The sequence below is a fragment of the Cedecea sp. B1(4) genome (assembly GCF_059414925.1).
The window spans coordinates 316205-340666 of record NZ_JCAHMZ010000001.1 but is presented as its reverse complement, the minus strand read 5'-3'; the positions used below and the strand labels follow the sequence as shown (position 1 = coordinate 340666).

General features: G+C 52.0%; 31 protein-coding genes. 15 read left to right on the top strand and 16 right to left on the bottom strand.

Annotated elements, in window-relative coordinates:
• Position 1: 1 nt before the first annotated feature.
• A complete protein-coding gene (locus ACR6JA_RS01640; RefSeq protein WP_494493398.1) occupies positions 2–859 on the bottom strand; it encodes an ABC transporter substrate-binding protein in 858 nt (285 codons plus the stop codon).
• Between the two features lie 294 nt (positions 860–1153).
• Here ACR6JA_RS01640 and ACR6JA_RS01635 point away from each other — a divergent pair, with 294 nt between their 5' ends.
• Positions 1154–2689, top strand: a complete 1536-nt coding sequence (locus ACR6JA_RS01635; RefSeq protein ID WP_494493397.1) for a methyl-accepting chemotaxis protein — start codon at positions 1154–1156, stop codon at positions 2687–2689.
• Here the strand turns inward: ACR6JA_RS01635 and ACR6JA_RS01630 are convergent.
• On the bottom strand, positions 2679–3479 hold the full coding sequence (locus tag ACR6JA_RS01630; protein ID WP_213715686.1) for an AraC family transcriptional regulator: 801 nt from the start codon (positions 3477–3479) through the stop codon (positions 2679–2681). The genes ACR6JA_RS01635 and ACR6JA_RS01630 overlap by 11 nt on opposite strands.
• A gap of 98 nt (positions 3480–3577) precedes the next feature.
• Between ACR6JA_RS01630 and ACR6JA_RS01625 the strand changes: the two genes are divergently transcribed.
• Together ACR6JA_RS01625 and ACR6JA_RS01620 are read left to right on the top strand one after the other, a co-directional pair.
• Entirely contained in the window at positions 3578–4780 is a 1203-nt protein-coding gene (locus tag ACR6JA_RS01625) for a CynX/NimT family MFS transporter (protein WP_494493396.1), read from the top strand.
• A 22-nt stretch (positions 4781–4802) separates the two neighbouring features.
• A complete protein-coding gene (locus tag ACR6JA_RS01620; RefSeq protein ID WP_494493395.1) occupies positions 4803–5543 on the top strand; it encodes a class I SAM-dependent methyltransferase in 741 nt (246 codons plus the stop codon).
• 286 nt (positions 5544–5829) lie between these two features.
• On the opposite strand, the gene ACR6JA_RS01615 is transcribed toward ACR6JA_RS01620, so the two are convergent.
• A complete protein-coding gene (locus ACR6JA_RS01615) occupies positions 5830–6537 on the bottom strand; it encodes a CTP synthase C-terminal region-related (seleno)protein (protein WP_213715689.1) in 708 nt (235 codons plus the stop codon).
• A 162-nt stretch (positions 6538–6699) separates the two neighbouring features.
• Here ACR6JA_RS01615 and ACR6JA_RS01610 point away from each other — a divergent pair, with 162 nt between their 5' ends.
• Together ACR6JA_RS01610 and ACR6JA_RS01605 are read left to right on the top strand one after the other, a co-directional pair.
• Positions 6700–7203 carry a 2-thiouracil desulfurase family protein gene (locus ACR6JA_RS01610; protein ID WP_213715690.1) on the top strand — a complete coding sequence of 168 codons (504 nt, stop codon included), beginning with the start codon at positions 6700–6702 and terminating at the stop codon, positions 7201–7203.
• Positions 7200–7553: a DUF488 domain-containing protein gene (locus ACR6JA_RS01605; RefSeq protein WP_494493394.1), complete on the top strand. Its 354-nt coding sequence runs from the start codon at positions 7200–7202 to the stop codon at positions 7551–7553. The genes ACR6JA_RS01610 and ACR6JA_RS01605 overlap by 4 nt, the downstream gene beginning before the upstream one ends.
• Here ACR6JA_RS01605 and ACR6JA_RS01600 read toward each other — a convergent pair.
• Together ACR6JA_RS01600 and ACR6JA_RS01595 are read right to left on the bottom strand one after the other, a co-directional pair.
• A complete protein-coding gene (locus ACR6JA_RS01600) occupies positions 7547–7852 on the bottom strand; it encodes a nuclear transport factor 2 family protein (RefSeq protein ID WP_494493393.1) in 306 nt (101 codons plus the stop codon). The two genes, ACR6JA_RS01605 and ACR6JA_RS01600, sit on opposite strands and share 7 nt — an antisense overlap.
• A 93-nt stretch (positions 7853–7945) precedes the next feature.
• Positions 7946–8824 (bottom strand): LysR family transcriptional regulator, encoded by an 879-nt coding sequence (locus ACR6JA_RS01595; protein WP_494493392.1) that lies wholly within the window; start codon positions 8822–8824, stop codon positions 7946–7948.
• A gap of 132 nt (positions 8825–8956) precedes the next feature.
• Here ACR6JA_RS01595 and ACR6JA_RS01590 point away from each other — a divergent pair, with 132 nt between their 5' ends.
• Positions 8957–9805 (top strand): Vmh family MBL fold metallo-hydrolase, encoded by an 849-nt coding sequence (locus ACR6JA_RS01590; RefSeq protein ID WP_008456719.1) that lies wholly within the window; start codon positions 8957–8959, stop codon positions 9803–9805.
• 81 nt (positions 9806–9886) lie between these two features.
• On the opposite strand, the gene ACR6JA_RS01585 is transcribed toward ACR6JA_RS01590, so the two are convergent.
• The 6 genes from ACR6JA_RS01585 to ACR6JA_RS01560 all read right to left on the bottom strand — a co-directional run bounded on the left by ACR6JA_RS01585 (position 9887) and on the right by ACR6JA_RS01560 (position 13407).
• A complete protein-coding gene (locus tag ACR6JA_RS01585) occupies positions 9887–10996 on the bottom strand; it encodes an SDR family oxidoreductase (protein ID WP_008456721.1) in 1110 nt (369 codons plus the stop codon).
• Between the two features lie 361 nt (positions 10997–11357).
• A complete protein-coding gene (locus ACR6JA_RS01580) occupies positions 11358–11516 on the bottom strand; it encodes a YqaE/Pmp3 family membrane protein (RefSeq protein ID WP_008456722.1) in 159 nt (52 codons plus the stop codon).
• A 338-nt stretch (positions 11517–11854) separates the two neighbouring features.
• Entirely contained in the window at positions 11855–12208 is a 354-nt protein-coding gene (locus tag ACR6JA_RS01575; RefSeq protein WP_008456723.1) for a DUF1304 domain-containing protein, read from the bottom strand.
• 40 nt (positions 12209–12248) lie between these two features.
• Positions 12249–12464, bottom strand: a complete 216-nt coding sequence (gene fumD / locus ACR6JA_RS01570) for a fumarate hydratase FumD (protein ID WP_008456724.1) — start codon at positions 12462–12464, stop codon at positions 12249–12251.
• Between the two features lie 99 nt (positions 12465–12563).
• A complete protein-coding gene (locus tag ACR6JA_RS01565) occupies positions 12564–12995 on the bottom strand; it encodes an ASCH domain-containing protein (RefSeq protein ID WP_494493391.1) in 432 nt (143 codons plus the stop codon).
• Between the two features lie 70 nt (positions 12996–13065).
• Complete coding sequence (locus ACR6JA_RS01560; RefSeq protein WP_494493390.1) at positions 13066–13407, bottom strand: antibiotic biosynthesis monooxygenase family protein; 342 nt, start codon at positions 13405–13407, stop codon at positions 13066–13068.
• A 115-nt stretch (positions 13408–13522) separates the two neighbouring features.
• Here ACR6JA_RS01560 and ACR6JA_RS01555 point away from each other — a divergent pair, with 115 nt between their 5' ends.
• Positions 13523–13837, top strand: coding sequence for a hypothetical protein (locus ACR6JA_RS01555; protein ID WP_494493389.1), 315 nt, complete (start codon positions 13523–13525; stop codon positions 13835–13837).
• A 67-nt stretch (positions 13838–13904) separates the two neighbouring features.
• On the opposite strand, the gene ACR6JA_RS01550 is transcribed toward ACR6JA_RS01555, so the two are convergent.
• Complete coding sequence (locus tag ACR6JA_RS01550) at positions 13905–14177, bottom strand: hypothetical protein (protein WP_008456726.1); 273 nt, start codon at positions 14175–14177, stop codon at positions 13905–13907.
• A 141-nt stretch (positions 14178–14318) separates the two neighbouring features.
• Positions 14319–14516: a hypothetical protein gene (locus ACR6JA_RS01545; RefSeq protein WP_494493594.1), complete on the bottom strand. Its 198-nt coding sequence runs from the start codon at positions 14514–14516 to the stop codon at positions 14319–14321.
• Between the two features lie 252 nt (positions 14517–14768).
• On the opposite strand from ACR6JA_RS01545, the gene ACR6JA_RS01540 reads away from it, so the two are divergent.
• Complete coding sequence (locus ACR6JA_RS01540) at positions 14769–14990, top strand: DUF7661 family protein (RefSeq protein ID WP_494493388.1); 222 nt, start codon at positions 14769–14771, stop codon at positions 14988–14990.
• A 224-nt stretch (positions 14991–15214) separates the two neighbouring features.
• Complete coding sequence (locus tag ACR6JA_RS01535) at positions 15215–16099, top strand: GGDEF domain-containing protein (RefSeq protein ID WP_008456730.1); 885 nt, start codon at positions 15215–15217, stop codon at positions 16097–16099.
• Between the two features lie 150 nt (positions 16100–16249).
• On the opposite strand, the gene ACR6JA_RS01530 is transcribed toward ACR6JA_RS01535, so the two are convergent.
• A complete protein-coding gene (locus tag ACR6JA_RS01530) occupies positions 16250–17158 on the bottom strand; it encodes a LysR family transcriptional regulator (RefSeq protein ID WP_213715695.1) in 909 nt (302 codons plus the stop codon).
• A 102-nt stretch (positions 17159–17260) separates the two neighbouring features.
• Here ACR6JA_RS01530 and ACR6JA_RS01525 point away from each other — a divergent pair, with 102 nt between their 5' ends.
• Positions 17261–18469, top strand: a complete 1209-nt coding sequence (locus tag ACR6JA_RS01525; RefSeq protein WP_494493387.1) for an MFS transporter — start codon at positions 17261–17263, stop codon at positions 18467–18469.
• A 78-nt stretch (positions 18470–18547) separates the two neighbouring features.
• Here ACR6JA_RS01525 and ACR6JA_RS01520 read toward each other — a convergent pair whose 3' ends face one another.
• A complete protein-coding gene (locus ACR6JA_RS01520; protein WP_494493386.1) occupies positions 18548–18757 on the bottom strand; it encodes a DUF6434 domain-containing protein in 210 nt (69 codons plus the stop codon).
• Positions 18758–19122: 365 nt separating this feature from the next.
• Here ACR6JA_RS01520 and ACR6JA_RS01515 point away from each other — a divergent pair, with 365 nt between their 5' ends.
• Positions 19123–20736: an ABC-F family ATP-binding cassette domain-containing protein gene (locus ACR6JA_RS01515; protein ID WP_494493385.1), complete on the top strand. Its 1614-nt coding sequence runs from the start codon at positions 19123–19125 to the stop codon at positions 20734–20736.
• A 92-nt stretch (positions 20737–20828) separates the two neighbouring features.
• Here the strand turns inward: ACR6JA_RS01515 and icd are convergent, their stop codons facing one another.
• The gene (gene icd, locus ACR6JA_RS01510; RefSeq protein ID WP_039292075.1) at positions 20829–22079 is read right to left on the bottom strand and encodes an NADP-dependent isocitrate dehydrogenase; all 1251 of its coding nucleotides are present in this window, start codon (positions 22077–22079) and stop codon (positions 20829–20831) included.
• A 386-nt stretch (positions 22080–22465) separates the two neighbouring features.
• Here icd and ACR6JA_RS01505 point away from each other — a divergent pair, with 386 nt between their 5' ends.
• Genes ACR6JA_RS01505 through ACR6JA_RS01490 form a run of 4 tightly spaced genes read left to right on the top strand, consistent with a single transcriptional unit; the run spans position 22466 to position 24462 of the window.
• A complete protein-coding gene (locus ACR6JA_RS01505; protein WP_494493384.1) occupies positions 22466–22945 on the top strand; it encodes a hypothetical protein in 480 nt (159 codons plus the stop codon).
• Between the two features lie 59 nt (positions 22946–23004).
• The gene (gene rluE / locus ACR6JA_RS01500; protein WP_349773469.1) at positions 23005–23661 is read left to right on the top strand and encodes a 23S rRNA pseudouridine(2457) synthase RluE; all 657 of its coding nucleotides are present in this window, start codon (positions 23005–23007) and stop codon (positions 23659–23661) included.
• On the top strand, positions 23658–23987 hold the full coding sequence (locus ACR6JA_RS01495) for a lysozyme inhibitor LprI family protein (RefSeq protein WP_213715743.1): 330 nt from the start codon (positions 23658–23660) through the stop codon (positions 23985–23987). Before rluE ends, ACR6JA_RS01495 begins: the two co-directional genes overlap by 4 nt.
• A 13-nt stretch (positions 23988–24000) precedes the next feature.
• Positions 24001–24462, top strand: a complete 462-nt coding sequence (locus tag ACR6JA_RS01490; protein ID WP_336817740.1) for an NUDIX hydrolase — start codon at positions 24001–24003, stop codon at positions 24460–24462.

Genomic DNA, 24462 nt, shown 5'->3' with positions numbered 1-24462 from the left:
ATTATTTGGCTACAATTTTAAAGCTGCGCGGCTGCGGGGTTTTGCTGTCGGGGCCAAACCAGGCGCTGTAGATTTGCTCTGCCTGGCCACTTTGTTCCAGCTTCACCAGCTCGTCGTTAACCGTTTTTAAAAGGGCAGGTTCCCCTTTCTTCACGCCAACGCCAATCTCTTCCTTGCTCAGCAAGTCCGGCAGAATTTTAAACTTCGCCTTATCCGGCGCTTCGGCCAGCAGCCCGGCAAGAATAGTGCTGTCCTGAGTGATCGCCTGGACGTTACCGTTGCGCAGCGCGGTAAAAGCCAGCGGGATATCATCATAAGAAAGCACTCGAATTGACGGGAAACGCTGCACCAGCGCCTGTTCTCCGGTGGTGCCTTTCACCGCCCCCACGCGCCCTTTCGCGTAATCCTCAAGCTTATCCGGTCCGGAAGCCGGGACCAGGAACTGCTGCCCGGTCACAAAATAAGGGGTAGAGAAATCCACCACCTGGGCACGTTCCGGCGTAATTGTGATATCCGCCACGATAAGGTCGACCTTACCGGACTGCAGGAGCGGAATACGGTTCGCCGGGTTGGTGGCCACCAGCTCAAGCTTAACGCCCAGAGATTTAGCCAGTGCTTTCGCGAAATCAACGTCATAGCCCACGATATCGTGCGTTTTAGCATCTATAGAGCCAAAAGGTGGATTTGCGTCAAAAGTGGCCACTTTAACCACCCCCGCTTTTTGAATATCCGCCAGCTGGTCTGCGTGAACCGCGGCGGAGGCCAGGCCGGACAGGGCCAGAACCAAAGCAGAGAGCGTTAATTTATGTTGCACTGTTGTGTGTGAGGTTGTGTGCGTTAAAGCCTTTACCTGTGCCATTGATTTTCCTTGTTATCCCGTCTGTGAGCGAGCTATGCCTTTACGCTCGCACAAGCGCCTTTCCCTCGCCAATGCTTAATCCTGCATTGCATATGCAGAAAACATATTAGTTAATTCTGAGTTAAATCTTTTACTTATAGATTCAACAAATAATTGAGTTAAGTGATTATTTTAAAAATAAAATATTGGCGATTTATGGCATAAATTTGTGACTCACCCGCTAGTTTTCAGATCTGGTGAAAAAGTTTCCCTTCTTCTGGGCCGATAAGCTTTTCAAATAATAGGAGAGGCAAAATGAAATCACTGGCTCACAATTTGTTGTTATTAATTTGCTGTTCGATTTTGATGTCCGCCCTGGTTACCGCCATTTCACTCTACGGCAGCCACCGAAGCGCCCAAAGCACCGAAAGCGGCCTGTTGGCAAAGGATTTGATGTCTGACATCAAGCCCGCACCGATTTACCTGATTGAACTGCGCCTGGTGCTTTCGCGCGTGGTGGAAGGCACGCTGAGCGTCGATCAGGCCGATGCCGAAATTAAGCGCCTCAGCGCGCAATGGCACCAGCGCGTTGATTACTGGAAAGCCGCTCTGCCACCTGAGCTGCAGCAGAATCTTCTCGGGGAACAATACCAGGCAGGGATGGCGATGATCAAAGATGCCAATGACCTGGTGGAGCTTATTCGTTCGGGTGCCCCGACGCCGCTATTTGAAAAACTGAAAGCGGCCGATAAGGACTTTTACGCCCACCAGAAAGGCATTGAATCCTTTGTTAAAGCCTCCGCCGAGTATGCCGATAACGCGGTAGAAAAAGCCCAACACAGCAGCGCTAACTCAACGCAATGGCAGTTGATTGGTTCCGGTGCCGCCGTGTTGCTGCTGCTGGTTGTCGGCTGGTGGGTTCACCGCACAATTTTCCGCTCACTGGGTGGCGAGCCAAGTGAAGTGGCCGAGATTGCCAACGCCGTGGCCTGCGGGGATCTCACCCGAGAAGTGAAAGTGCGCGACGGCGACAGAAACAGCGTCATGGCTGCGATGGAAACCATGTGCCAGCAGCTCACCATGGTCATCCATCTGGTGCACGAAAGCAGCAACCAGATATCCACCCGCTCCAGCGAGATTGCCAGCGGCAATATTGACCTGGCTTCCCGCACCGAAGAACAGGCCAGCGCGCTGGAGCAAACGGCGTCGTCGATGGAAGAGATGACCACCACGGTGAAGCAAAACGCAGAGAATGCCCAAAGCGCCAGCCAGTTGGCCAACACCGCCTCGAGAAGCGCGGAACAGGGCGGCGCGGTAGTGGCTCAGGTCGTGGAAACCATGGACGGCATTTCAAGTTCTGCCAACAAAATTACCGACATCATCGGCGTTATCGACAGCATCGCCTTCCAGACCAACATCCTGGCGCTGAACGCGGCGGTAGAAGCCGCCAGAGCCGGTGACCAGGGGCGCGGTTTTGCGGTTGTTGCTGGCGAAGTGCGCAGCCTGGCCCAGCGCAGCGCCAGCGCGGCCAAAGAGATTAAAGAGCTGATTGAAGATTCGGTGAATCAGGTGGCCAGCGGCAGTCGGCTGGTAAACGAAGCAGGCAAGACCATCAACACCGTGGTGCAGGACGTGAAGCGCGTCGCCGCGCTGATGGTGGAGATTACCCACGCCAGCGATGAGCAAAGTAGCGGCATTGAGCAGGTCAGCACGGCCATCAGCCAGATGGATGTCACCACACAGCAAAACGCAGCGATGGTGAATCAGGCCTCCGAGGCGGCCGAATCGCTGCTGGCGCAGACCTATGAGCTGAATACCGCCGTGTCCCAGTTTAAGCTGGCTAGTCTGTAAAATCGTCCCCGCCCAGGGTGCTTAAATAGCGCCCCGGCGTGGTGCCGAGCGCCTTTTTAAACATGGTAATAAACGCCGTGGTGGAGTCGTACCCCAGCGACTCCGCCACGTTTTGCACGGTCATCCCGCTTATTAGATACCTCAGCGCCACAATGAGCTGCATCTGCTGCCGCCAGCGTAGAAAACTCAGCCCCGTTTCTTTCCCCACCAGCCGGGCAAGATTACGCTCGCTCATCGCCATGTCGTCCGCCCACTGGGCCAGCGTTTTCTTCTCCTTCAGGTTTTTCGCCATGCTGTCCGCCATCGCACGTATTTTCGGGTGCGAGGAGATCGGCAGCTGGAGCTGTTCCACCGGCTGATTAGGCAGCTCATCAAACAGCACCTGCACCAGCCGTTGAATGGGCGCGCAGTCGAGATGTTCATGGGGAACGTGGGACAAACGCAAAATCAGTTCCCGCACCAGCGGCGAGATCTTCAGCGCGCAGCATTCCTGCGGCATGGCGACCGCCTCCGGTTCAATAAACAAAAAGCAGAGCCGCGCGTCCGCCGTTACCCGGTTGCTGTGCGGCATTTGTCCCGGCACCCAGACCGCATACTGCGGCGGCACCATCCACATTGAGTTGGTAACTTCGCTGGTGATACCGCCGTGAAGCGCCAGAATCAGCTGCCCTTTTCGATGGGTGTGAATGGGCTTTTCGTTATAGGTTTGCGCGGCGCGAATGCGAAACGCCAGCGCGGGCGTCACGATGCTGTCCGGGTCAAACCCTTCGAGATCCAGGTCACGTTCCATAGCATGTCCGAATTTAGCGATAATCTGTCATTTTAGCTTGATTCGTAAAAAGGCAGAAGCGTGTATCTTTGCTTTACCGTTTTTCAGGACACCGACACATGACTTCCACGACTTCAGCGAGCAAAAAGAGCCGCGCTCTGCTTCTGCTCGGCATTCTGATGATTGCCACCACCCTTCGCGTTACTTTTACCGGCGCGGCCCCGCTGCTGGATATGGTGCGCGATGCACTTGCGCTATCTACCGCGCAGATCGGGATTTTAACCACTCTGCCTCTGCTGGCCTTTGCGGTTGTTTCCCCACTTGCCGCCGGGATCGCCCGCCGCTTTGGCACCGAGCGCAGCCTGTTTGGCGCGTTGTTGATTATCTGCGCCGGGATTGCTTTACGCTCCGCCGGCCACGCCGCGCTACTGTACATCGGCACGGCCATCATCGGCTGCGGGATCGCCATGGGCAACGTGCTGCTGCCCAGCCTGCTTAAGCGCGACTTCCCCGGCCAGGTCGCCAAACTCACCGGCGCTTACTCGCTTACGATGGGCGTGGCCGCCGCGCTGGGCTCGGTGATGGTGGTGCCGATTGCTCTGCACGGCTTCGGCTGGTCCGGCGCCATGCTGTCGCTGATGATCTTCCCGCTGCTGGCGCTGATCGTCTGGCTGCCGCAGCTTGGCAGCAGCACGGTAATGAACCTGTCCGGCAACCCGGCGCTGCACAGCCGCGGCATCTGGTCCTCACCGCTGGCCTGGCAGGTCACCCTGTATCTGGGCATTAACTCGCTGGTCTATTACGTGATTATCGGCTGGCTGCCTTCCATTCTGATCAGCCACGGCTACAACGAAGCCGAGGCCGGATCGATACACGGTATTCTCCAGCTCGCCACCGCCATTCCGGGATTGTTTGTCGGCCTGATCCTGAGCCGCCTGAAAGACCAGCGAGGGATTGCCGCTCTGATGGCGCTGCTGTGGTGTCTGGCGACGCTCGGCCTGTGGCTGCTGCCGGCCTTCTCCATCTTCTGGGTGTCGCTTGGCGGCTTTGGCTCCGGCGCGGCGATGATCCTGGGGCTCTCATTCATTGGGATGCGCACCGGTTCCGCACATCAGGCGGCGGCACTGTCCGGCATGGCGCAGTGTGTAGGCTATCTTCTGGCCGCTTTCGGTCCGCCGGTGATGGGGAAGATTCATGACATCACCGGCAGTTGGGCGATACCTTTATTAGGTTGTGCGCTACTTTCGGTCGTCATGGGCGTCTTTGGGGCTTATGCTGGACGGCAGAAAGAGATTGGCTCGGCGGAGAAAGCCGCGGCCTGAACAAACCCCCAAGGAGGATAGAATGGCATCATCGGCACCGCAGAACATTTTCGACGACCCGGTATTTTTTGAAAATTACCGTCAGTTACGGGAGCAGGACTCTGGCCTTAACGGGCTGCTGGAGATCCCCGAGCTTTACTCCCTGCTGCCCCCGCTGGATGGCCTGAAGATCCTCGACCTGGGCTGCGGCTTTGGCGACTTTGCCCGCTTCGCCAGCGCCCACGGGGCGGCAAGCGTGACGGGTTTTGATATCTCGGAAAAGATGCTCGCCCAGGCGCGAGCCGCGACCCAGGACACAAACATCAGCTACCACAATTTACCGCTGGAGCAATTCTCGCCGGAGGGTGAAACTTGGGATCTGGCGATTTCGTCGCTGGCGCTGCACTACCTCGAAGATTTCGCCCGCCTGAGCAACGCTATCTTTGCTGCGTTAAAACCCGGCGGGCAGTTTATCTTCTCCGTGGAACACCCAATGTGCACCGCCTTCCCGGTGGGCTGGCAGCTCTATAAAGAAGAGGTTATCTGGCCGGTGAACCACTATCACCAGCAAGGCTTACGCCACACCAGCTGGTTCGTGGAGGATGTGCAAAAGTACCACCGCACCACGGAAACCTATGTCAATACCCTGCTCGACAGCGGCTTCGCCCTCACCCGAATGCTGGAAACCAAACCGACGGCAGAAACCCTGGCACAGCATCCACGTCTGGCAAAAGAAATGCGCCGTCCGGCCTTTTTGATTCTTCGGGCGACTAAGCCTCGATAAAGATAAGGTCTATGATGCGATTTACGTTGGAACCCAGGCCTCACTTTTTGTCCGGCACTGACTTCAACCGCTTGTCGCTTCTGTTTTCTTACCCTCTCCCTGGAAGGGAGAGGGAATAGATAAAGCTACCAGGGAGCACTTTCCCCAACGTTTGTTTTCCCTATCCCTTTGGGAGAGAGAATAGATAAAGTTCTCTGAAATCACTTTCCCCGACATATGTTTTCTGCCTCTCCCTTTGGGAGAGGGTCGGGGTGAGGGCTGTTACCCGCGCCCCTAAACCCCGAATTTATCTCTCCGCGGCGGCCAGGAACGCCTCAACCAAAGGGGATGGTCTGCCTTTCAGCGCGTTACGTTCGTGCTGGAACAGTGTTGCCACAAAGAACGGATGCCCCTGAAGTTCAACCGCGCGAATCTCGCCCTGCTTATCCCAGCCGGTCGGCTTCAGGGGTTCGCCGGCAAGTGCGGTGGCAAACAGCTCTGCAATGCCGTAGTTGCAGTGGTAGCCTTCTTCGATTTCCGTCTTGCCATAGGCACGCCCGGCGATGGAATCTGCCAGCAGCGAGATGTTGTCAGAAACTTCCACCAGCGAGCAGCTCAGGCGGCCAATCACCAGTCGCCCTTCGTTCGCGGTTTCCGCATGGCCCGCATCTTCCCAGCCCAGCACGTTACGCGCATATTCCACCACCGCATACTGGAACCCGGCGCAGGTACCGAGGAAAGGCACGCCATTTTCTCGCGCAAAGCGAACGGCAAGGTAAGCGGCATCTTCATTCAGATAAGGGCTGGAAGGTACGCACCAGATTGCGTCATAGCCCACCAGATCTTCAGGGCTGGTCACTTCCAGCGAGGAGACCCAGTCATAATCCGCGCTGACGCCAAGCGCTGCGGCCGCATTATCTAACGCCTGAGGAATGGCCTGGTGTGCAATCACCGCCGGGTTATAGTCGCCGACAAGCGCAATACGTAAAGTGGATTTCAACTGTGAGTCTGACATGCTTTGGTTGGCCTTATGTTTGAGGGAAGAGAACAACATAAGGAATGATAGAGTAGGCGTTTTGCTTTGCGCTGACAACCGCAAAAATTGGCAGTCCTTCACATCTTTCCACCCAGACAAACAATGTAGTAACGTGTACCGTTCACTTCATCGAAGAAGAAAATGAAAGCTAAAATACTGGTTAGCGCCTGCCTGATGGGGTTTCAGGTTCGCTATGATGGCCGAGAAAAATCACAAACTGGCGCAGCCCTCGCCCGATTGCAGGCTGAAGGCCGCCTGGTTATCCACTGTCCTGAACTCGCCGCCGGGCTGCCAACACCTCGCCTCCCCGCAGAGCTTAGTGGTGGCAGCGGTGAAGCCGCTTTACTCGGACATGCCGCCATTCTGGAAAGCGACGGCGCAGACGTCACCGAACCTTATCTTCTTGCTGCCTGGCTCGCGCTTCAAACCGCCCGGGAAAATAACTGCCTGTTTGCTATTCTTACCGACGGCAGCCCGACCTGCGGCAGTCAGAAGATTTACGATGGCCACTTTGCTGGCAAAACAATCTCAGGTCAGGGGGTCGCGGCAGCGCTGTTGCGTCAGCACGGCATCGAAGTCTTTGCCGACCATCAGATCCCGCTGTTGCTCAGCAGGCTTGAGGCAAGCGATAAGGAGAAGGCATGATCTGCTGTAAACGAGTCTATGCAGCCCCGGCTGAAGATGACGGCTACCGCGTCCTGGTGGACAGACTGTGGCCGAGAGGGATGAAGAAAAGCGACCTGCGCTACGATGAATGGCCGAAGGAACTGACGCCGTCGAACGAGCTACGCAAAGCCTTTCACAGCGAAACTATCGACTTTGCCGCATTCAGCGAGCTCTACAGGCAAGAGCTTAGACAACATCAGGACGCAGCCCAGGCGCTTGCCCGACACGGCGAACACGGCACGCTGACGTTGCTGTATGGCGCAAAAAATACCGACCAGAACCATGCGCTGGTGCTGGCCGACTTTTTACGCCACTGCCGGGATCAATAGCTGAGGTGGAGCTCGTCTTCCTGTGGGAAAAAATCTTTGTCCAGCGGCATTAAATGCTCGGCGCGCACGAAGGCGTAACCTTGGCGGCCATCAAAAGCGATAACCTCGCCGGTAACCAGCCAAAGCGGATAGTTTGCCTCCGGCGGAAGCTGTGTTACCACGCCTGTCACCGGATTAACAAAGCGCTCTCCCGGCTGGCACAGCCCGAAAAGTTCTACTGCTTTACCAATATTCACTCGCCCGGCGGCGGTACGAGCGCCGATGATCATCGCCAGGCTGCCCGGTTTTAATTGAAACATTGCTGCTCCCCTCATTTTTTTGCCGCGAGATCAGAACATTCCTGGCGCAAAAAGTAAACGGCATGGCCACCTGTAACTAAGGTTTTTCTTAAATTATTTTGCGAGCCTGTCCGACAGCGCCGCCAGAAACAGTCTCAATGCAGCGGGCAGGTAGCTTCGACTCCGATAAATACCGTAGATCCCCATCGATCGCGGCGGATAAGCTTCAAGCACTTTGACCAGTTCCCCGCTCTCGAACCGCGGCTTAGCATCCTGAACCGGCAGCATCGCAATCCCCACGCCGTCCGCGACCGCGTCCATCAGCACCACGGAGTCGTTGGCACTGAAGTTGCCGCTTACCTCCACGTTCAGCGGCTCACCGTTTTCATCCACCATTTGCCAGATGTTGCGCAGGAAATAGCTATATTGCAGGCAATTGTGGTGCGCGAGATCGCCCGGCGTGCGCGGCATCCCTCTTTTCTCGAGGTAGGACGGCGAAGCATAAAGCCGGGAGTCACATTCCCCCAGGCGGCGGGCGATAATATTGGGATCGAGATCGTTGGTGATGCGAATAGCCAGATCGATACGCTCCTCAATCATATTCACCGCCTGGCTGCTGACGTGCAGCTCAACCCTAACGTCCGGGTAGTCGCGCAGAAAGTCAGACAAAAAAGGCACGATGTAGTACCGGGCGCCAAACTGGGAACAGGCCACCCGCAAAGTCCCCGAAGGCAAATCCTGCTGCTTCTGCGCCGCAATACTTTCCGCTACCTCGTTGAGCGCCCGGGTTTGCTGCAGCACCCGCTCACCGGTCGACGTCAGGGTCAGTTTACGGGAGGAGCGATGCAGCAGCCGCTCTCCCGCCCAGTGCTCCATTTGCTCCAGATAGCGACTGACCATCGGCCGGGACATATTTAACGCCCGCGCCGCGGCGCTCAGGCTGCCCAGCTCGCAAATACGGGTATAGACTTTTGCAGCAATGATTCTGTCCATTCTTTCGCCCATCTGTTCGATTTATGAAACTTATCTTACCTGAATAAGGCCATTACGATTCACAAAATGCAATTTACACTGTTTCTCATTCCCAAACGGGCCCATTGATTCAGTTAATCAGGATAGAAAAAGATGAAGACACAGACCCTGGCCGCGGCCACCCTTTTGTTCTCCACCGCAAGCTTTGCCGCCCCGCTGACGCTGGACGTCTACAACCCGCAGGACAAAGGCGTCTTCCCGGTCACCTCTACGCTGATCAGCGGCCCAACGGAAGCCACGTTGGTCGATGCCCAGTTCAGCGTTAAAGACGGCGAGGCGCTGGTGAAAATGATTCAACACAGCGGCAAAAAGCTGACCCGCGTGCTTATCACCGCCGGTGACCCGGATTATTACTTTGGCCTGGAGCCAATTGTTAAAGCGTACCCGCAGGTAAAAATTGAAGCCACGCCGCTGGTCGTCGACCATATCAACCAAACCAAAGCAGAGAAGCTCAAATACTGGGGCCCAATCCTGAAAGATGGCGCGCCAAAAGAAGTCTTCGTGCCGCAGGTGACACACGAGACAACCTTCACCGTCGATGGTGAAAAAATTGAGCTGCGCCAGCCCGCTTCTCACGCTGCATATCTGTGGATTCCGGCCAACAAAACGATTCTTGGCGGCGTAGGTGTCAGCTCCGGTATTCATGTCTGGACCGCCGACTCCCAGACAAAAGCGGCCCGTCAGGAATGGCGCGATGTGCTGGATGAAATGGCGGCCCTGAAGCCAAAACGCGTGATCCCGGGCCACTACATTGGTGAAGTCAAACCAGGCGCGGCCCCGGTGGTCTTTACCGGCGACTATTTAGCCGACTTTGAGCTGGCGCTGAAGAAAGGCAAAAGCGCCCCGGTCATTGCGGAAATGAAGCAAAAATATCCGGGCCTGGCCGATGAAAGCTCGCTGGAGATGAGCGCCAAAGTGAATACCGGCGAAATGAAGTGGTGATTCGCTAAACGTAAAAAGGGAGCAAAAGCTCCCTTTACTACGATCAGCAAACTAAAAAGGGAGCCTGCGCTCCCTTTTTTATTATTTGAAGTCGACCTTCATCAGCTCGGGAATAGAATAATCCCGGGTGGTTTCCACGCAACGGCTGATGTAATCCACAAAGCGCGGCGGCGGAGACATGCCTAAATCCAGCAGCTTCTCGTTAGAGAAACGCACGTTCAGCATAGAGAACTCCCCGTACAGACGCATCGCACGCAGCATTAAGCGCTCATTGCACGGCCCGTAAATGGATTTGAAGCTTCTGCGGCTTTTCACCAGCTCGCTGTAATCCACCTGCTCGTAATTGGAGAAGATCGGCGTCTGGTTCAGCGCGCTGGACATCGCTTCATCGATGTCAGCAAAGCGGATGCTGCTCACGTCCCCGGCGGAGATGTGGTAGATCTTCTCTTTCAGCGAGTCGCTCTTCGCCAGCAGCAGCAGCGCTTCTGCGCAATAGTCCACCGGAATAACGTCGATTTTGTCATCCAGGGAGCACATAAATTTCCCGAGCATCAGCACCATGCGGAAGACCCAGAAGATGCTGCTGGATGGGCGGCAGCCCTGCTCGCTGTGGCCGACCACGATGGATGGACGAGCGATAACCAGCGGCAGCTGCGGGAACTGCTCGGACATCATGCGTTCGATGGTGGACTTAGACCAGGTGTACTGCACCAGGTGCTCTTCTTCCGGCTTGCTGGACATGCTTTCCGTTACCAGCGTGCCCGCATCCGGTACACAGGACATTGCGGTGCCGACGTGCAGGAAACGCTGCAGGCCCTTCACCTGGGACATGCGGCGAGCAAACTGCAGCGTGCCTTCCACGTTAACTTTCCAGATCAGCGCATTCTCGCCAAACGACGCCACCGCGGCGCAGTTAATAACGTGCGTGACGCTGGACAGTCTTTCATCATCCAGAAAATGTTCAGGCTCGGCTAAGTCACCCAGCAATATATTTTCCGGGTTAATTTGTGCCAGCTGTGCTTCAGTACAGCCAAAATTAGCAAGGTTATTTCTGATTCTGGCCACGCCCTCCTGAGGAGAGTTCGCTCGTACCAATAGTAATACGGTATTGAAAGAAGATTCAGAGAGGGATCGGGCTAAAACCGCGCCGCCCAGGAAACCTGTCGCACCGGTAATCAAAAGTTGACTCATTATTATAACCTCAGGAGTGAAAACACGAGCATAGTAAAATGGCAAAAATAAACGTTTCCTCAATAAAGCAGATTACCTTTACATAATGCCCAGTACTTTCGTGTAACGGTTTGTACATCCTTGTTTTAAAAGAAAAATAAAAATAAAAAATTAATTTCAGGCGCAATTATTTTGACTATTTATTGATGTCGGTAATATTAAGAAAACCTTAATAAACGATAAACAGAACCGTTATTTCTGGGTAATCAGGAACTCTTTTTAATTTACAGGAAATAAAAAGCCCACAACAGTGGGCTGGAGGTGAGTTGCCAAAGCAGTCATTTTTTCTCGGGCGCAGGCGTCGCAGCAATGGCCCAACAGGTCAATCCCGGGTCTGAACCCAGAACGCGTGAATCAGGCCGGGGAAGTAGCCCAGCAGGGTGAGGATGATATTGAGGATGAAGGCCCAGCCAAAACCTTTGCCGATAAGCACACCCAACGGTGGCAGGATAATTGTGAAAACAACGCGCCAAAACCCCATATAAACTCCTGATAAATTAGATTAGTCCATACTAAAAAAACACCTTGCCCTTAAAGCGTAGACGAATCTCAGAGGTTTGTTCAGAGTGATAATTCTGGAAAATTTAGTTTCATAACTCAATGTTGAAAAAAATATCATGCGGCACTTGCCAACCATAACAACTCAGGATAATTTCTTGCCTTCGGTAGCTCGATGAACCCTCATTCCGCTATCGAAATATGCCTATATTTCTCCTCCACTGGAGGGGCCGGAACCACTCAAAAAACGATCCGGTCGATCACCAATTATATTAATGATGATAGCCTTATGGTGACCCGGCGTTTGCCGGGTTTTTTCGATTATATTCCTGCGAATAATGCAATCAATGCCAATGCCGCAGGCGCTGCCTGCACATAAAGTATTTTTTTACTGGCTGTTAAACCACCAAATAAACCAGCAACCAGAACGCAAATAAGGAAAAACAGTTTAAATTCATAGCCGCTGCTTGCCGCCAGAAGTCCATAAAGCAATCCCGCTGCTAAAAAACCGTTGTACAACCCCTGATTGGCTGCCAGAGTTTTCGACTGTTGAGCAAACTCAGAAGACAACCCAAAAGCCTTTCGCCCCGCAGGTTTATCCCAAAGCACCATTTCCAGCACCAGAATATAAAGGTGAATCACAGCCACCAGGCCGATAAGAATATTGGCAATCATAGGCAATTCCTGAAAGGGTTATTTTGTCGCCAGGCACCGGCTACACTTCATAGCCCAGCGCCTCGATCACGTGTTCCATCGCTTCGCTGGTCAGCGGGGAACGTTTGATTTTATGGTTAGCCAGCATGGTTCTGACCACCCCGGCAATCACGATATGTTTAGGTTCCTGCCCAAGATCGCGCATCTCCAGCACCACCTTACCCACCACGCGACACATCTCCTGGTACAGCGCTTCATCTTTTGCTTTTTTATCCATCTCGCCTCCGGCTTATCTGTTTGATCTTACAGTAGCATTTAACGCCATCGACGACTAAAAATAGCAAAACAATTTTCACGCTTTTTGGAACAGTTCACGTTACAGGCTCTCTTCCTGTGGGATGCGTTCCACCAGCATAAACTCTTCAAAAATTAAGGGCATCTCTTCAGAAAATTCACCATTTCTTTCAAAAAATATCTGATGCTCGCGCCGCCAGTACGAGAGGCTTAAGTCCCCTTCCCCCTCCTTACGGGCCTGCTCTGCACTGACCTGTGAAAATTTAAGAGTCGTTAAAGACAGCGTCTGGATAACACAAACCGGGTCACCGCTACCGTTAAGAATAATGCTATATCCGCCGGGTACGGGAGCCTCTTCCCCATTCTCATAGGCAGATGCCGCAGAACATGTCGCTGTTTTGCGGCCCTTCAAAACTAAATCCACCAGCTCGTCAGCCAGCTCAGGCGAATCGCCAAATGCCCATACCTGCGCATTGGGATATTTTTTCTGGTATTCAGCGAGTTGTTTAGACATGAAGCGCTCTCCTTCTTTTTTTGAGATTGTAATCCCCCCACGTAAGCCAGAGAACAACATTATTCCGCCTTCAGCGTTGGCTTTGAAACTGTGCCGGTATCAAATAATCCTCTTCAACATGCATTTCAAACAATGTTTTTGAAGGGATGACCAGGCAGGCTTGCATTTGCTGGCTCGCCAGATCGTACTCCAAGTGATGGCCATTATTTAGCGGAGAATTTCCGCTTTGGCGCCAAACTTCCCGGGAAGGCCATTGAGCATAGCCTATACAATTTCCATTTTGATTCCTGTGTAGACGCGAACCTAAAGAGCCACTTAACCGATAAATCCCTTCGGTTCTTTTCGTCCACGCGCGAATAAAAGCCTCTTCCTGGCCAACTCTGACGACAAACTCATACACCGCAATAAACATGTTAACCTCAGACGCAACTGAACGTATTTTTTATCGTTGAGAAAGACTGAAGAAACATGTCTATTATTGTGCCCTGACATCGGACAATGACATTAACGGACAAACGAAGAACAATATGAAATATCGGTATCTGTGGCTGCTTTTATTACTGACGGGATGTGTTTCTCAGCCTCAGCATCAAGGCGTTAACTGGGGGGAAGGAAACTACCCGCGCCCTGCGGTAGAAAATGTTTCCCCTGACAATGCGCTGGTGCTGGAAGACGGTAAAATGCTCAAATGCCAGATCAGGCCTTACGTTTCACGTATGGCCTGCCAGGGCATCACTGATAAAACCGGTGCGGATGGGGTAATTTGCCAGAACAGCGGCGGGAAACAGGTGGCATTTCTGTTTGATGCGAAAGGCATACTCACGCAACATCGTTTTTTCTAGCGTATTGGCAGGAAAACGGCTGGCGATGAGAGCCTGTTGGCTCTCATTTTTCAAAATGGCAGCCAACCTAGTCCCATTTAAACGTCACGCCAGCCCGGGCGGTACTGTTGCTGTTATCGCGATCGTATTTAGAATAAGGATCGGACAGCAGCTTTTGGTCACCTTTATCAAGCTTGCCGTACATATTTTGAGGTTTCTTTTCTTCATTACTCACACACACATTCCCGTAGCAGCCCGGGTCTTGTTCCGCCTCGGTCCAGACGAGTTCCGAAGCAGGCTTGTTCGCGGCATAGGCGTGGGCGGTTAACAACATAGCGCAGATGATAAGCGTCTTATTCATAAACAATCCCTTTTATGATAATGATAATCAACTGCAATTTTAACATCTTCATGTCACTTGAAGACAATCAGTTTAAAACTGAAGATTATTAGCCAAAGCAGTATAAAAATAGCGTACTAATAGAGGGCCCTGAACACACGTTTACCCCAGGATCAGGACATCAACCGCCCTCTGCACCGCTACGTCATCCAGGCCACTGGCATACACCTTATGTATCATGTCGGCTATCGACTCCCGCGATAGCGCCTCTTTACGCGCCAGCAGTTGCACGACAGCCGCCCCGATCACCTGCAACGTTTCAGGATGAAGCTCCTCGGAGACGTGCTTGTCCTTGTCCATACTCACTCCATAAATGAAATTCCCTGTCTTTCTAAACTAGCACAAGAGAACTCAGACAAAACTGGGATCTTTTCCTAATCCCCCGCCCTTTTGTGACGTCGGCAAATAACTCATTGATACAACTCTGTAACATTTCTCGGATTTTTTATGTCTGAATTTTACAAGAGGAAAAATGCCCCCTAAATACTGGCCTGTTCAACAGGCCCGGTAGCGATTATCATTAATAAATATAGGGGCACGCCAGGGGAAAGTATGCTGCACTTTGATGTCTTTGGTAGGCGTTTGGGCGTAAAGAAAGTCAGTGAAAAATGGCTGCTTTATCGCGTTGATCCTAACGAGGGCAAATATTCCCGGATTTATGATGTGGTTATCCCGGGATGGCTAACGGAAGAAGAACTCCCCGGCTGGCTCGGAGATATTTACCATGAAGCGGCGAGTGAAAAGCATCCGGATGTGCGGCGTACAGATAGCTGAAATTGGTCCAGGAAGGATACATTTAGCCGGAACACAAGCCGAAGAAAAAATTATATAAACACTCGCTTGTTTCCAGCCCAACATAACAGAAAAATAACATAATCCTTAAACTTCGGCTAAACAGCAATATTTCTAACTATTTGTCTTTGCCAAAGATGATTAACAACCTACTGGTAATGTGATTAAATAACACTCCGAGTTATGCATGCGCTTAAGGTCTTCAAATGAATTTTAAAATACATGACAAACTTATTGAGGAGGCAGAGTCAGCTCAAGGACTGCTTTACAGAATGATTACCGCTTATGTCTGCGGTGCGACAGCAATAATCCTGATTTTAACATTGACAATGGGTAGCGTCAGCAGACTTAACTTTTATTTCTTTATCAATGCTTGCACCATTTCCCTGCTAACATGGTTCATCAGAAAATCCTTTCATATTAAATCAGAAGAAAAATACATAGCGTCGTTCAGAATTGCGTTATTCCTTCTTTTAAACTCAAGCTTAGCCTCGCTGACTGGTGGAGTGGAAATTTTAGATCGCGATACGACCTCTTTAATAGCAGCAGTGCTTTATGCACCAGCCATGTTTATTATTGTTCTTTCCTTCAAGAGATTTATTAAGTATATTAATAATAATTATAAAGCTGCGATAGATCTTTCATTAACTGACGAACTTACAGGATTACCCAATAGAAGACATCTTAATATGAAGCTAAGGGAGCTTGATGCTAAATATGGCACACTGTGTATTATCGACATTGATCACTTCAAAAAAATAAATGATTCTTACGGGCATGATTTTGGCGACATAACGCTTAAAAATATCGGCTTACAGCTGAGTCACTTCCTCTCAAAGGATATATTCATCTCACGATCAGGCGGCGAGGAATTTGCTGTAATTATTTTTAATAACATGGCTGCTGAAGCCGTTATCAATGAAATAAAAGACTCAGTTTCATGCAAAGATGGTAACGGAGAGACTATAACTCTCAGCATTGGTGCTGCCGTTAAACAGATGAACAGCTCTTCATCGTATGCTCTGGCCGCAGCGGATAAAGCATTATATAGGGCCAAGAGAAGCGGCAGAGATCGTATAGTTTATGCATAATGAGCCACAAGTCGCAGAAATTTTCTGGCAAACCATGAAAACGTTATCAAATAGTCGATCCGACAACAGTATGGAGAATACGCTGCAGCTATGAACGAGAAAGAGAGATTATGTGTTTAGAGGCTCATTGATTCCTGCGGCTTTTCAAGCTTAACTTATATGATTCAATTCCTGATGCATAAAATCAATCAGCGCTCTGATTTTACCGGGCAAATAGCGCCGATCGGAATAAAGGGCGAACAACTGTAATGGGGCTGCCGAGTGTTCGAACTTAATTTCGATTAACCGGCCATCGTTAATCCAGGGCTGGCAGGCTTGCTTCGCCAGAATGGCAAACCCGACACCTGCTACCGCCGCTCGCCCTGCCATCTCTCCGCTGTTGACCCGATAATGGCCTTTCACCTTGATAGTCTCGAATCCTCCCTTTTTATTGACGAACTGCCAGGGTGCTCCTTTCAGCGCACTGACCGTGGTAATACAGGGTAATTCTTCAAATTGCTGTATACGATCGGGCGTACCATAGCGCTGAATGAGGGCCGGGGCTGCAACAACCGTACAAGGGATAGTCAACAGGTGGCGGGCAATGTAGTCACTGTCATCCAACTTGCCGCGGCTAACAATGATAGCTAAATCCAGATCGTCGCGCAGGGATTCCAACCCGGACAAATTTGTGACACAGCTGATTTCCAGGTCCGGGTGTCGGCAGGCGAAATCGGCAATAACAGTCCCCAGTAATGCAGGACCTAGTTCATTAGGAATACATAAGCGCAGTGGGCCCTTGAGTTGCACTTGCCGCAAAGTTAATTCTGTCTCAGTTTGCTCAAGCGCCTCCACCAATGGCTTCGCTCGGGTATAAAGCAAGTGCCCAGCCTGAGTGAGTTTCATATGCCGGGTGCTGCGCTCAATGAGCTGCAGATTCAGTTTTTCTTCTAACTGAGAGATACAGCGACTCACGTTGGATGTCGGCATCTCAAGCACTTTTGATGCCCCAACAAAACTTTCTTTTTCAACCACGGCAATGAACACTTTCAGGGTATTAAAATCAAGCGCCGGACGCATCAACTATCCCATAAATGATAATAATAAGTGCCATTTTTACCACCTAATCACCAGTATTGATAGCCGTTAAACTCAGGCATCTTTCACTCACAGGTGCCAGCTATGCCACCGGTTACACAGACATTTAACGATAAATCCCTTATGCGGATAGCGCTTATCATGGCTTTTATCCAGTTCACTAACGCGCTGGAATACATGATGTTCAACCCTGTTTTTGCTTTTATGGCCGCAGATTTCTCAGTGCCCATTTCATTCTCAGGCTATGTCTCCGGGATGTATACCTCCGGGGCCGTCCTGTCGGGCATTATTGCCTTTTACTGGATCGGTCATTTCAACAAGAAACGTTTTTTAATCGCCAATATGGCGCTGCTGGGCCTGCTGACGTTTTTGACTACGTTCACCGCCAGTTTTAACCTTCTGCTGGCATTGCGATTCTGTGCCGGCATGGTGGGAGGGACGACAATGGGAGTGGGGATGAGCATATTGATCAATCACGCCCCGGCTAACTTGCGCGGAAAAATGCTGGCAACGGTGATTGCGTCATATTCGATAGTAAGCAGTGCAGGCATGCCCACGATATTATTTCTGTGTACTCATTATGGCTGGCATGCCGCTTTGTGGCTAATCAGTACCCTGTGTTTATTAGCCTTGCCACTTATTGTCTCCTTTATCCCTCGGGATCAGGCCTCCTGCGACACGCCCCCCGCTCTGCCTCTCGATAGAAATACTCTCCTGTTCGCTTCGGGTAATGCGCTGGTGCAGTTTAGCCCGATGCTGGTCATCCCGGTTCTGGTGCCCTTAATGACCCGGCAGTTGGGTGCTTCACTGGAGCAGTTGTCCTGGCTGTTCTTCGCCGGAGGCATTGCCGGGTACCTGTCTGGCAAAATGACTGGCGCATTAACTTCTCGTTTTTCTGCTTTGAGTCTGGCTACTGGCGCAACCCTCATTTTTATACTGAGTTTGCTAATTCCCGCTCTGGGCTATCCGCATTCGGCGTTATTTATTATTTTATTTCTCGGGGCATCATACAGCCGCCTGGTTTCATCCTCGGCGCTTACCCTTCAGTTTCCAGATAACGGGCAACGGGCGGGATTCGCATCCCTGCAGACATCAATCATGTACCTGATGACTACTGCCGCATTTTTCCTGTCAGCCTTTCTCTCACCCACTGATGAAATAGCGCCCCAGAATATGAACATGTTGCTGGTGCTATGTGCCATTTCCGCATCAGCGTTCCCAATTCTCGTTATTATTCTGCAAAAGAAACTGGCTAAACGGACGATTCAGGCTGAGCGCCTTATTAGTGATTAGATTAGCGGCTGATTGTTTGCGATGCGGACGGGCGTGAACCAGACGGACTCCGCAATGTGAAACGCGGGAGTTCCTTCTCTAGAATGAATGTCTGCGCCTCCACTCATCAACGACATCACCCAAATTTTTGGGGAGATCATTTCGTATCCACGCCATAAATTCACGATCAAATCGAAAGTGCGGCCCACACTCGCCCATCATGAAGCGCCGAACGTTTTGTGTATTTTTGTAGTTTTTATCCACGACGGTCGAGCGTGTTAATACAGCACTGTGCCAGTCGATGTTCACTTATTTACTCCTGTAATAAGCAACCGATAGTGGCGTTAAACTTAGCACATTGGCGCTTAAATGCTGCGCCAGAGATGCACCGGGCCTCGTAAGAGGCGTCAACATAATGAACATCTACGGCATCTCCATCTGTGGTGTCATGTTTAACAAACCGACATTGCTCACTGCCCGTTGTATCTAATACCGTGGGCTGGTCGCTGGATGTCATTTGACAGACAGAAATTGGCAATTTTATAATCGGCCCACTTTCACGTCTCTTTAGAGGTATTCGTCCAATGCGCAATTAATGCCCACCGTCATCTTTGACGGCCTTTATGCAGTTTCCCTCGGGGGCTGTTTTGGTGCATTAATTTCAGGGTTATCGCATGACGAATTCTCTTCTTACGCTCAATCGCGTTTCTTTTGTATTGCCTGATGGCAAACGCCTTTTCTCAGATCTCACTGAACAATTTGACCACCGACATACTGCTCTGGTCGGTAGAAATGGCGTGGGTAAAAGCCTGCTGGCTAAAATTCTTTCAGGCCAGGTGGCGCCGACTTCCGGCCAGTGTAGTTGCTCAGGTCGTGTCAGATATCTGGCGCAGCATCTGACACCGCACCATTATCATAGCGTGGCGATGCTTGCGGGAATCGACAGCCAGTTAGCCGCGCTGGATCGCATTGAAGCAGGCAGCACCGACCCGGCTGATTTTGACCTTGTGGGTGATAATTGGGACCTTCGCCAGCGGCTGCAGGCGCAGTTAGAGTCCGCGGGATTGGGTTATCTTTCGCCGGGTTCAGCGGTCAATCAGCTGAGTGGCGGAGAAGCCATGCGGGTAGCACTGATCGGCGCGATGCTATCTGAGGCAGATTTTCTTATCCTTGATGAGCCTACCAACCATCTGGATGCCGCCAGCCGACTGACGCTGATGCGGCAGTTGCACCAATGGCCCCGTGGTCTTTTGCTCATCAGTCATGACCGGGCGTTGCTGCAGCAGATGGAGCGGATTGTCGAGCTATCGTCGCTCGGTTTACGCAGCTACGGCGGCAACTATGATTTTTACCAGCAAATGAAAGCGCAGGAGACTGCCTCCGCCACGCAAAATCTGGAACGCCTCAAAACCGAGCGCAAGCGTGAAGAGCAGACATTGCGTGAACAGCGCGAACGGCTTGAAAAACGCGGAGCTCGTGGTACCCGTCAGGGCAAGGAGGCGAATCAGGCAAAAATATTGCTGGGCCGTCAAAAAGGCCGCAGTGAAGCTTCAGCCGGAAAACTGATAAAACAGCAAACTCAGACGCGGGAGTTGCTCAGCCAGCAGGTGCAGCAAGCCATAAAGCAAATTGAGGAATCTACGCCTATCGCCATGCACATCACCTCTACATTCGGGGCATTACCGCAGAATGTGGCCATACTTGACGAGGTCGTTTTGCCTTTCGTTCCTGCGTCTTTTCGCGAGATAACGCTGACCATTAACGGCGGGCAACGGATCGGTGTGGTCGGTTCAAACGGGTGTGGTAAATCGACATTATTAAGAACCTTAGCGGGTTTGTTGCCGCCGGTATCTGGTCATCGAGAGATCTGGGCTAAAACGGCTTATCTTGATCAGCAAATGTCCATTCTGGACCGACAAAAAACGGTACTTGAGCAACTTCTGGGGGTGAACTCTCAGACAGGGGAATCCCAACTACGTATGCAACTTGCTCAGCTTGGGCTGGATGCAACGCGTGTATCATTACCCTGCGGCGAACTTAGCGGCGGGGAACAACTTAAAGCGGCGCTGGCAATACTGATTTATGCTGACTCACCCGCCAGCTTTTTATTGCTCGATGAACCGAGCAACCATCTGGATATTGTATCCCTGCATACGCTGGAATCTTTCCTTAATCAGTATCAGGGTACCCTGATGGTGGTGTCACACGATGAGGTGTTTCTCAGCCAGATTGAGCTAACACACTGGCTGGTTGCGGGGGATAAGGGTTGGGAATTATCCCCTTGTTAGCATGTTGAATGATCTTATGGCTCATGCAATTTCAAACAGAATAAAAAACGGGAACCATCAGGCTCCCGTTGTCACATCACCAGCGGCGCTGATTACATGTGTTTAATGATAGCGTCGCCAAACTCTGAACATTTCAGCAGCTTAGCGCCATCCATCAGACGCTCGAAGTCATAAGTTACGGTCTTAGCTTCAATAGCGCCTTCCATGCCCTTAACGATCAGGTCTGCCGCTTCGAACCATTCCATATGACGCAGCATCATTTCTGCGGACAGGATGATGGAGCCTGGGTTTACTTTGTCCTGGCCTGCGTACTTAGGTGCGGTACCGTGGGTCGCTTCGAACAGCGCGCAGTCGTCGCCGATGTTTGCGCCTGGTGCGATACCGATGCCGCCAACCTGTGCCGCCAGGGCATCAGAAATGTAGTCGCCGTTCAGGTTCATACAGGCGATCACGTCGTATTCCGCAGGACGCAGCAGGATCTGCTGCAGGAACGCATCGGCGATCACGTCTTTTACAACGATCTCTTTGCCGGTGTTCGGGTTCTTGATTTTCACCCACGGGCCGCCATCGATCAGCTCGCCGCCGAACTCTTCACGAGCCAGCTGGTAGCCCCAGTCTTTGAACGCGCCTTCAGTGAACTTCATGATGTTGCCTTTGTGCACCAGGGTCACGGAATCACGGTCGTTGGTGATCGCGTATTCGATGGCTGCACGTACCAGGCGTTTGGTGCCTTCTTCGGAGCAAGGCTTGATGCCGATCCCGCAGTGCTCAGGGAAGCGAATTTTCTTCACGCCCATTTCGTCACGCAGGAATTTGATAACTTTGTCCGCTTCAGCGCTGTCCGCTTTCCACTCGATACCCGCATAGATATCTTCGGAGTTCTCACGGAAGATAACCATGTCGGTCAGCTCAGGCTGTTTCACCGGGCTTGGGGTGCCCTGGTAGTAACGTACCGGGCGCAGACAAACGTACAGGTCCAGCTGCTGACGCAGAGCAACGTTCAGGGAGCGAATACCGCCGCCGACTGGGGTAGTCAGTGGGCCTTTGATGGCCACGCGATAGTCACGAATCAGGTCCAGAGTTTCTTCTGGCAGCCAGACATCCTGGCCATAAACTTGGGTAGATTTTTCGCCGGTGTAGATTTCCATCCAGGAAATTTTCCGCTCGCCGTTGTAGGCTTTTGCCACGGCAGCATCCACCACTTTAATCATGGCAGGGGTCACGTCCACACCGATACCATCCCCTTCAATGAACGGGATCACTGGGTTGTTAGGAACGTTGATTTTGCCATTTTGCAGGGTGATCTTTTTACCTTCCGCCGGAACGACTACTTTGCTTTCCATTCACCTCTCCTTCGAGCGCTTCTGGTTTTTTGTTAATGATTTGTAATTTGCGGGCTCATACTACTGCAATATCGGGCTCGCGCCAATCACTCATCTTTTACGGTGGTACGACTGAATCAATTCAGCTGAAAATTGTTTAGTTACTGCCGTTTTATGAACCAAATTTCTGTGCCATCAAGAACATAACATTCATCCCTGAATAGAGGAACTTATGACAAATCAAAACGGAAAAGTTTTCTGTGATGGTATTTGAATTTTGTTACATCTTCCGCAACACACATCCCTGATACGCCATGGCACCAGGCTTGTGGTAAGATTTAGGCCGTATAACCCCTCCTCAAAGTCAGCCTGTAGCACCAGACTGTGTCTTCTATAAGGACAATAGAATGAAATTTCTACCGTTCACCCTCGCCACTCTTATTGGGGTTGCCGGGATTGCGCATTCCGCACCTGTTTCATATACCTGCGAAGAATCCGCCATCACTGAAGGTCTGGAAACCGAGTGGACGGCCGTTCTTGATGTGGATTACCAGACAGGCGCTTTCCGGCAGTTAACGGTAAAAAATAAAACCTACACCGGTTTCACCATGAACACCCAGGCAGTAAACGTCTGGAACTCCATGACTCGAAAAGGTGATGCACCGGCACTAGCTATTTACGAGAAAGACTACGATCCACGTAAACCTAACGGTACTTATCAAATTGGCCTCTTTGGCGCTGCTGAAGGCGTGAAAGCCGGGGATGTGATAGAGATCATGCCGCCATTTGATGAACCTGCCTACTACTGCTACAAGAAAGGCAGCCTGAAAGATAAAATCATGACTGGCCCGCGTCGTTCACACAATGCACGCGTGACCGGGCAGTAATACCAAGAAGACGCAAATCCCGGCTTATCCGGCTATCAATACGGCAGAGAAATTAGCGCGTGAATGACAAAAGCAGTTTCACCAGAAAACCGAATTCCGAGGGGCGTCGTCCGGTACGTTTAGCTTCTCGCCCTCCAGCCAGGCGCAAGAAGCCTGACGGACCAAAGAAGCTGGTTATCTTCAATAAGCCCTACGATGTGCTGCCGCAGTTCACCGACGAAGCCGGGCGCAGCACGCTGAAGGATTACATTCCTTTACAAGGTATCTACGCCGCAGGACGACTTGATCGGGACAGCGAAGGGCTGCTGGTGCTCACCAACGACGGTGCGCTCCAGGCCAAACTCACCCAACCGGGCAAACGCACCGGCAAAATCTATTACGTGCAGGTGGAAGGCGAGCCAACGGAGGAAGCGCTTAGCGCCCTGCGCAACGGCGTCGAGCTGAACGACGGTCCCACGCTGCCGGCAGGCGCCGAACTGGTTGCCGAGCCAGAATGGCTGTGGCCGCGTAACCCGCCGATTCGCGAACGTAAAGCGATCCCTACCCGTTGGCTAAAGATCACGCTTTATGAAGGCCGTAACCGCCAGGTTCGCCGCATGACGGCGCACGTGGGCTACCCTACCCTGCGCCTGATTCGCTACGCCATGGGCGACTACACGCTGGCAGGCCTGGCCAATGGCGAGTGGCGCGAAGTCCCTCCGGAGCAACCGAAATGAAAAAGATACTGCTGCTGAGCTTACTGATCGGCTCCGCTACCGCGAGCGCGGCAAGTTTTGACTGCGTCAAAGCCAATGCGCCAGATGAAAAAGCGATTTGTGCCCATCGGGCGCTGAATGATAAAGACGTCGAAATGGCCACCAAATATCAGTTTTTAAAAGGGCTGTTTGCCATGGGTGGCCAGGGCGCCATGCAGGATCAGCAGCAGGCCTGGCTCAAAGAGCGCCACAGCTGCGGGTCTGACGTCACCTGCCTGACAACACAGTACAACAAACGCATCAGCGCGCTGGATGCCATTTACGCCAAAATCGACAAACCGCTTTAACCCAGGAGAAGCGATGTTTAAGCCGCACGTCACCGTGGCCTGCGTTGTTCAGGCTGAAGGTCAGTTTTTAGTCGTCGAAGAAACCATTCACGGCAAAGCACTGTGGAACCAGCCCGCCGGGCACCTCGAAGCCGACGAAACGCTGCTTGAAGCCGCGAAGCGCGAACTGTGGGAAGAAACAGGAATAACCGCCGAGCCGCAGAGCTTTATCCGCATGCACCAGTGGATCGCCCCGGACAACACGCCTTTCCTGCGCTTCCTGTTTGCTATCGACCTCGATAAGCAGCTGCCGACCACCCCGCACGACAGCGACATTGACCGCTGTCTGTGGCTCGATGCAGAAGCCATTCTCAATGCGGCAAATCTGCGCTCGCCGCTGGTGGCGGAAAGCATCCGCTGTTACCAGCAGGAGCCGCGTTATCCCCTGTCTGTACTGGGGGCTTTTAACTGGCCGTTTACAGAGGGTGTCAAGTAG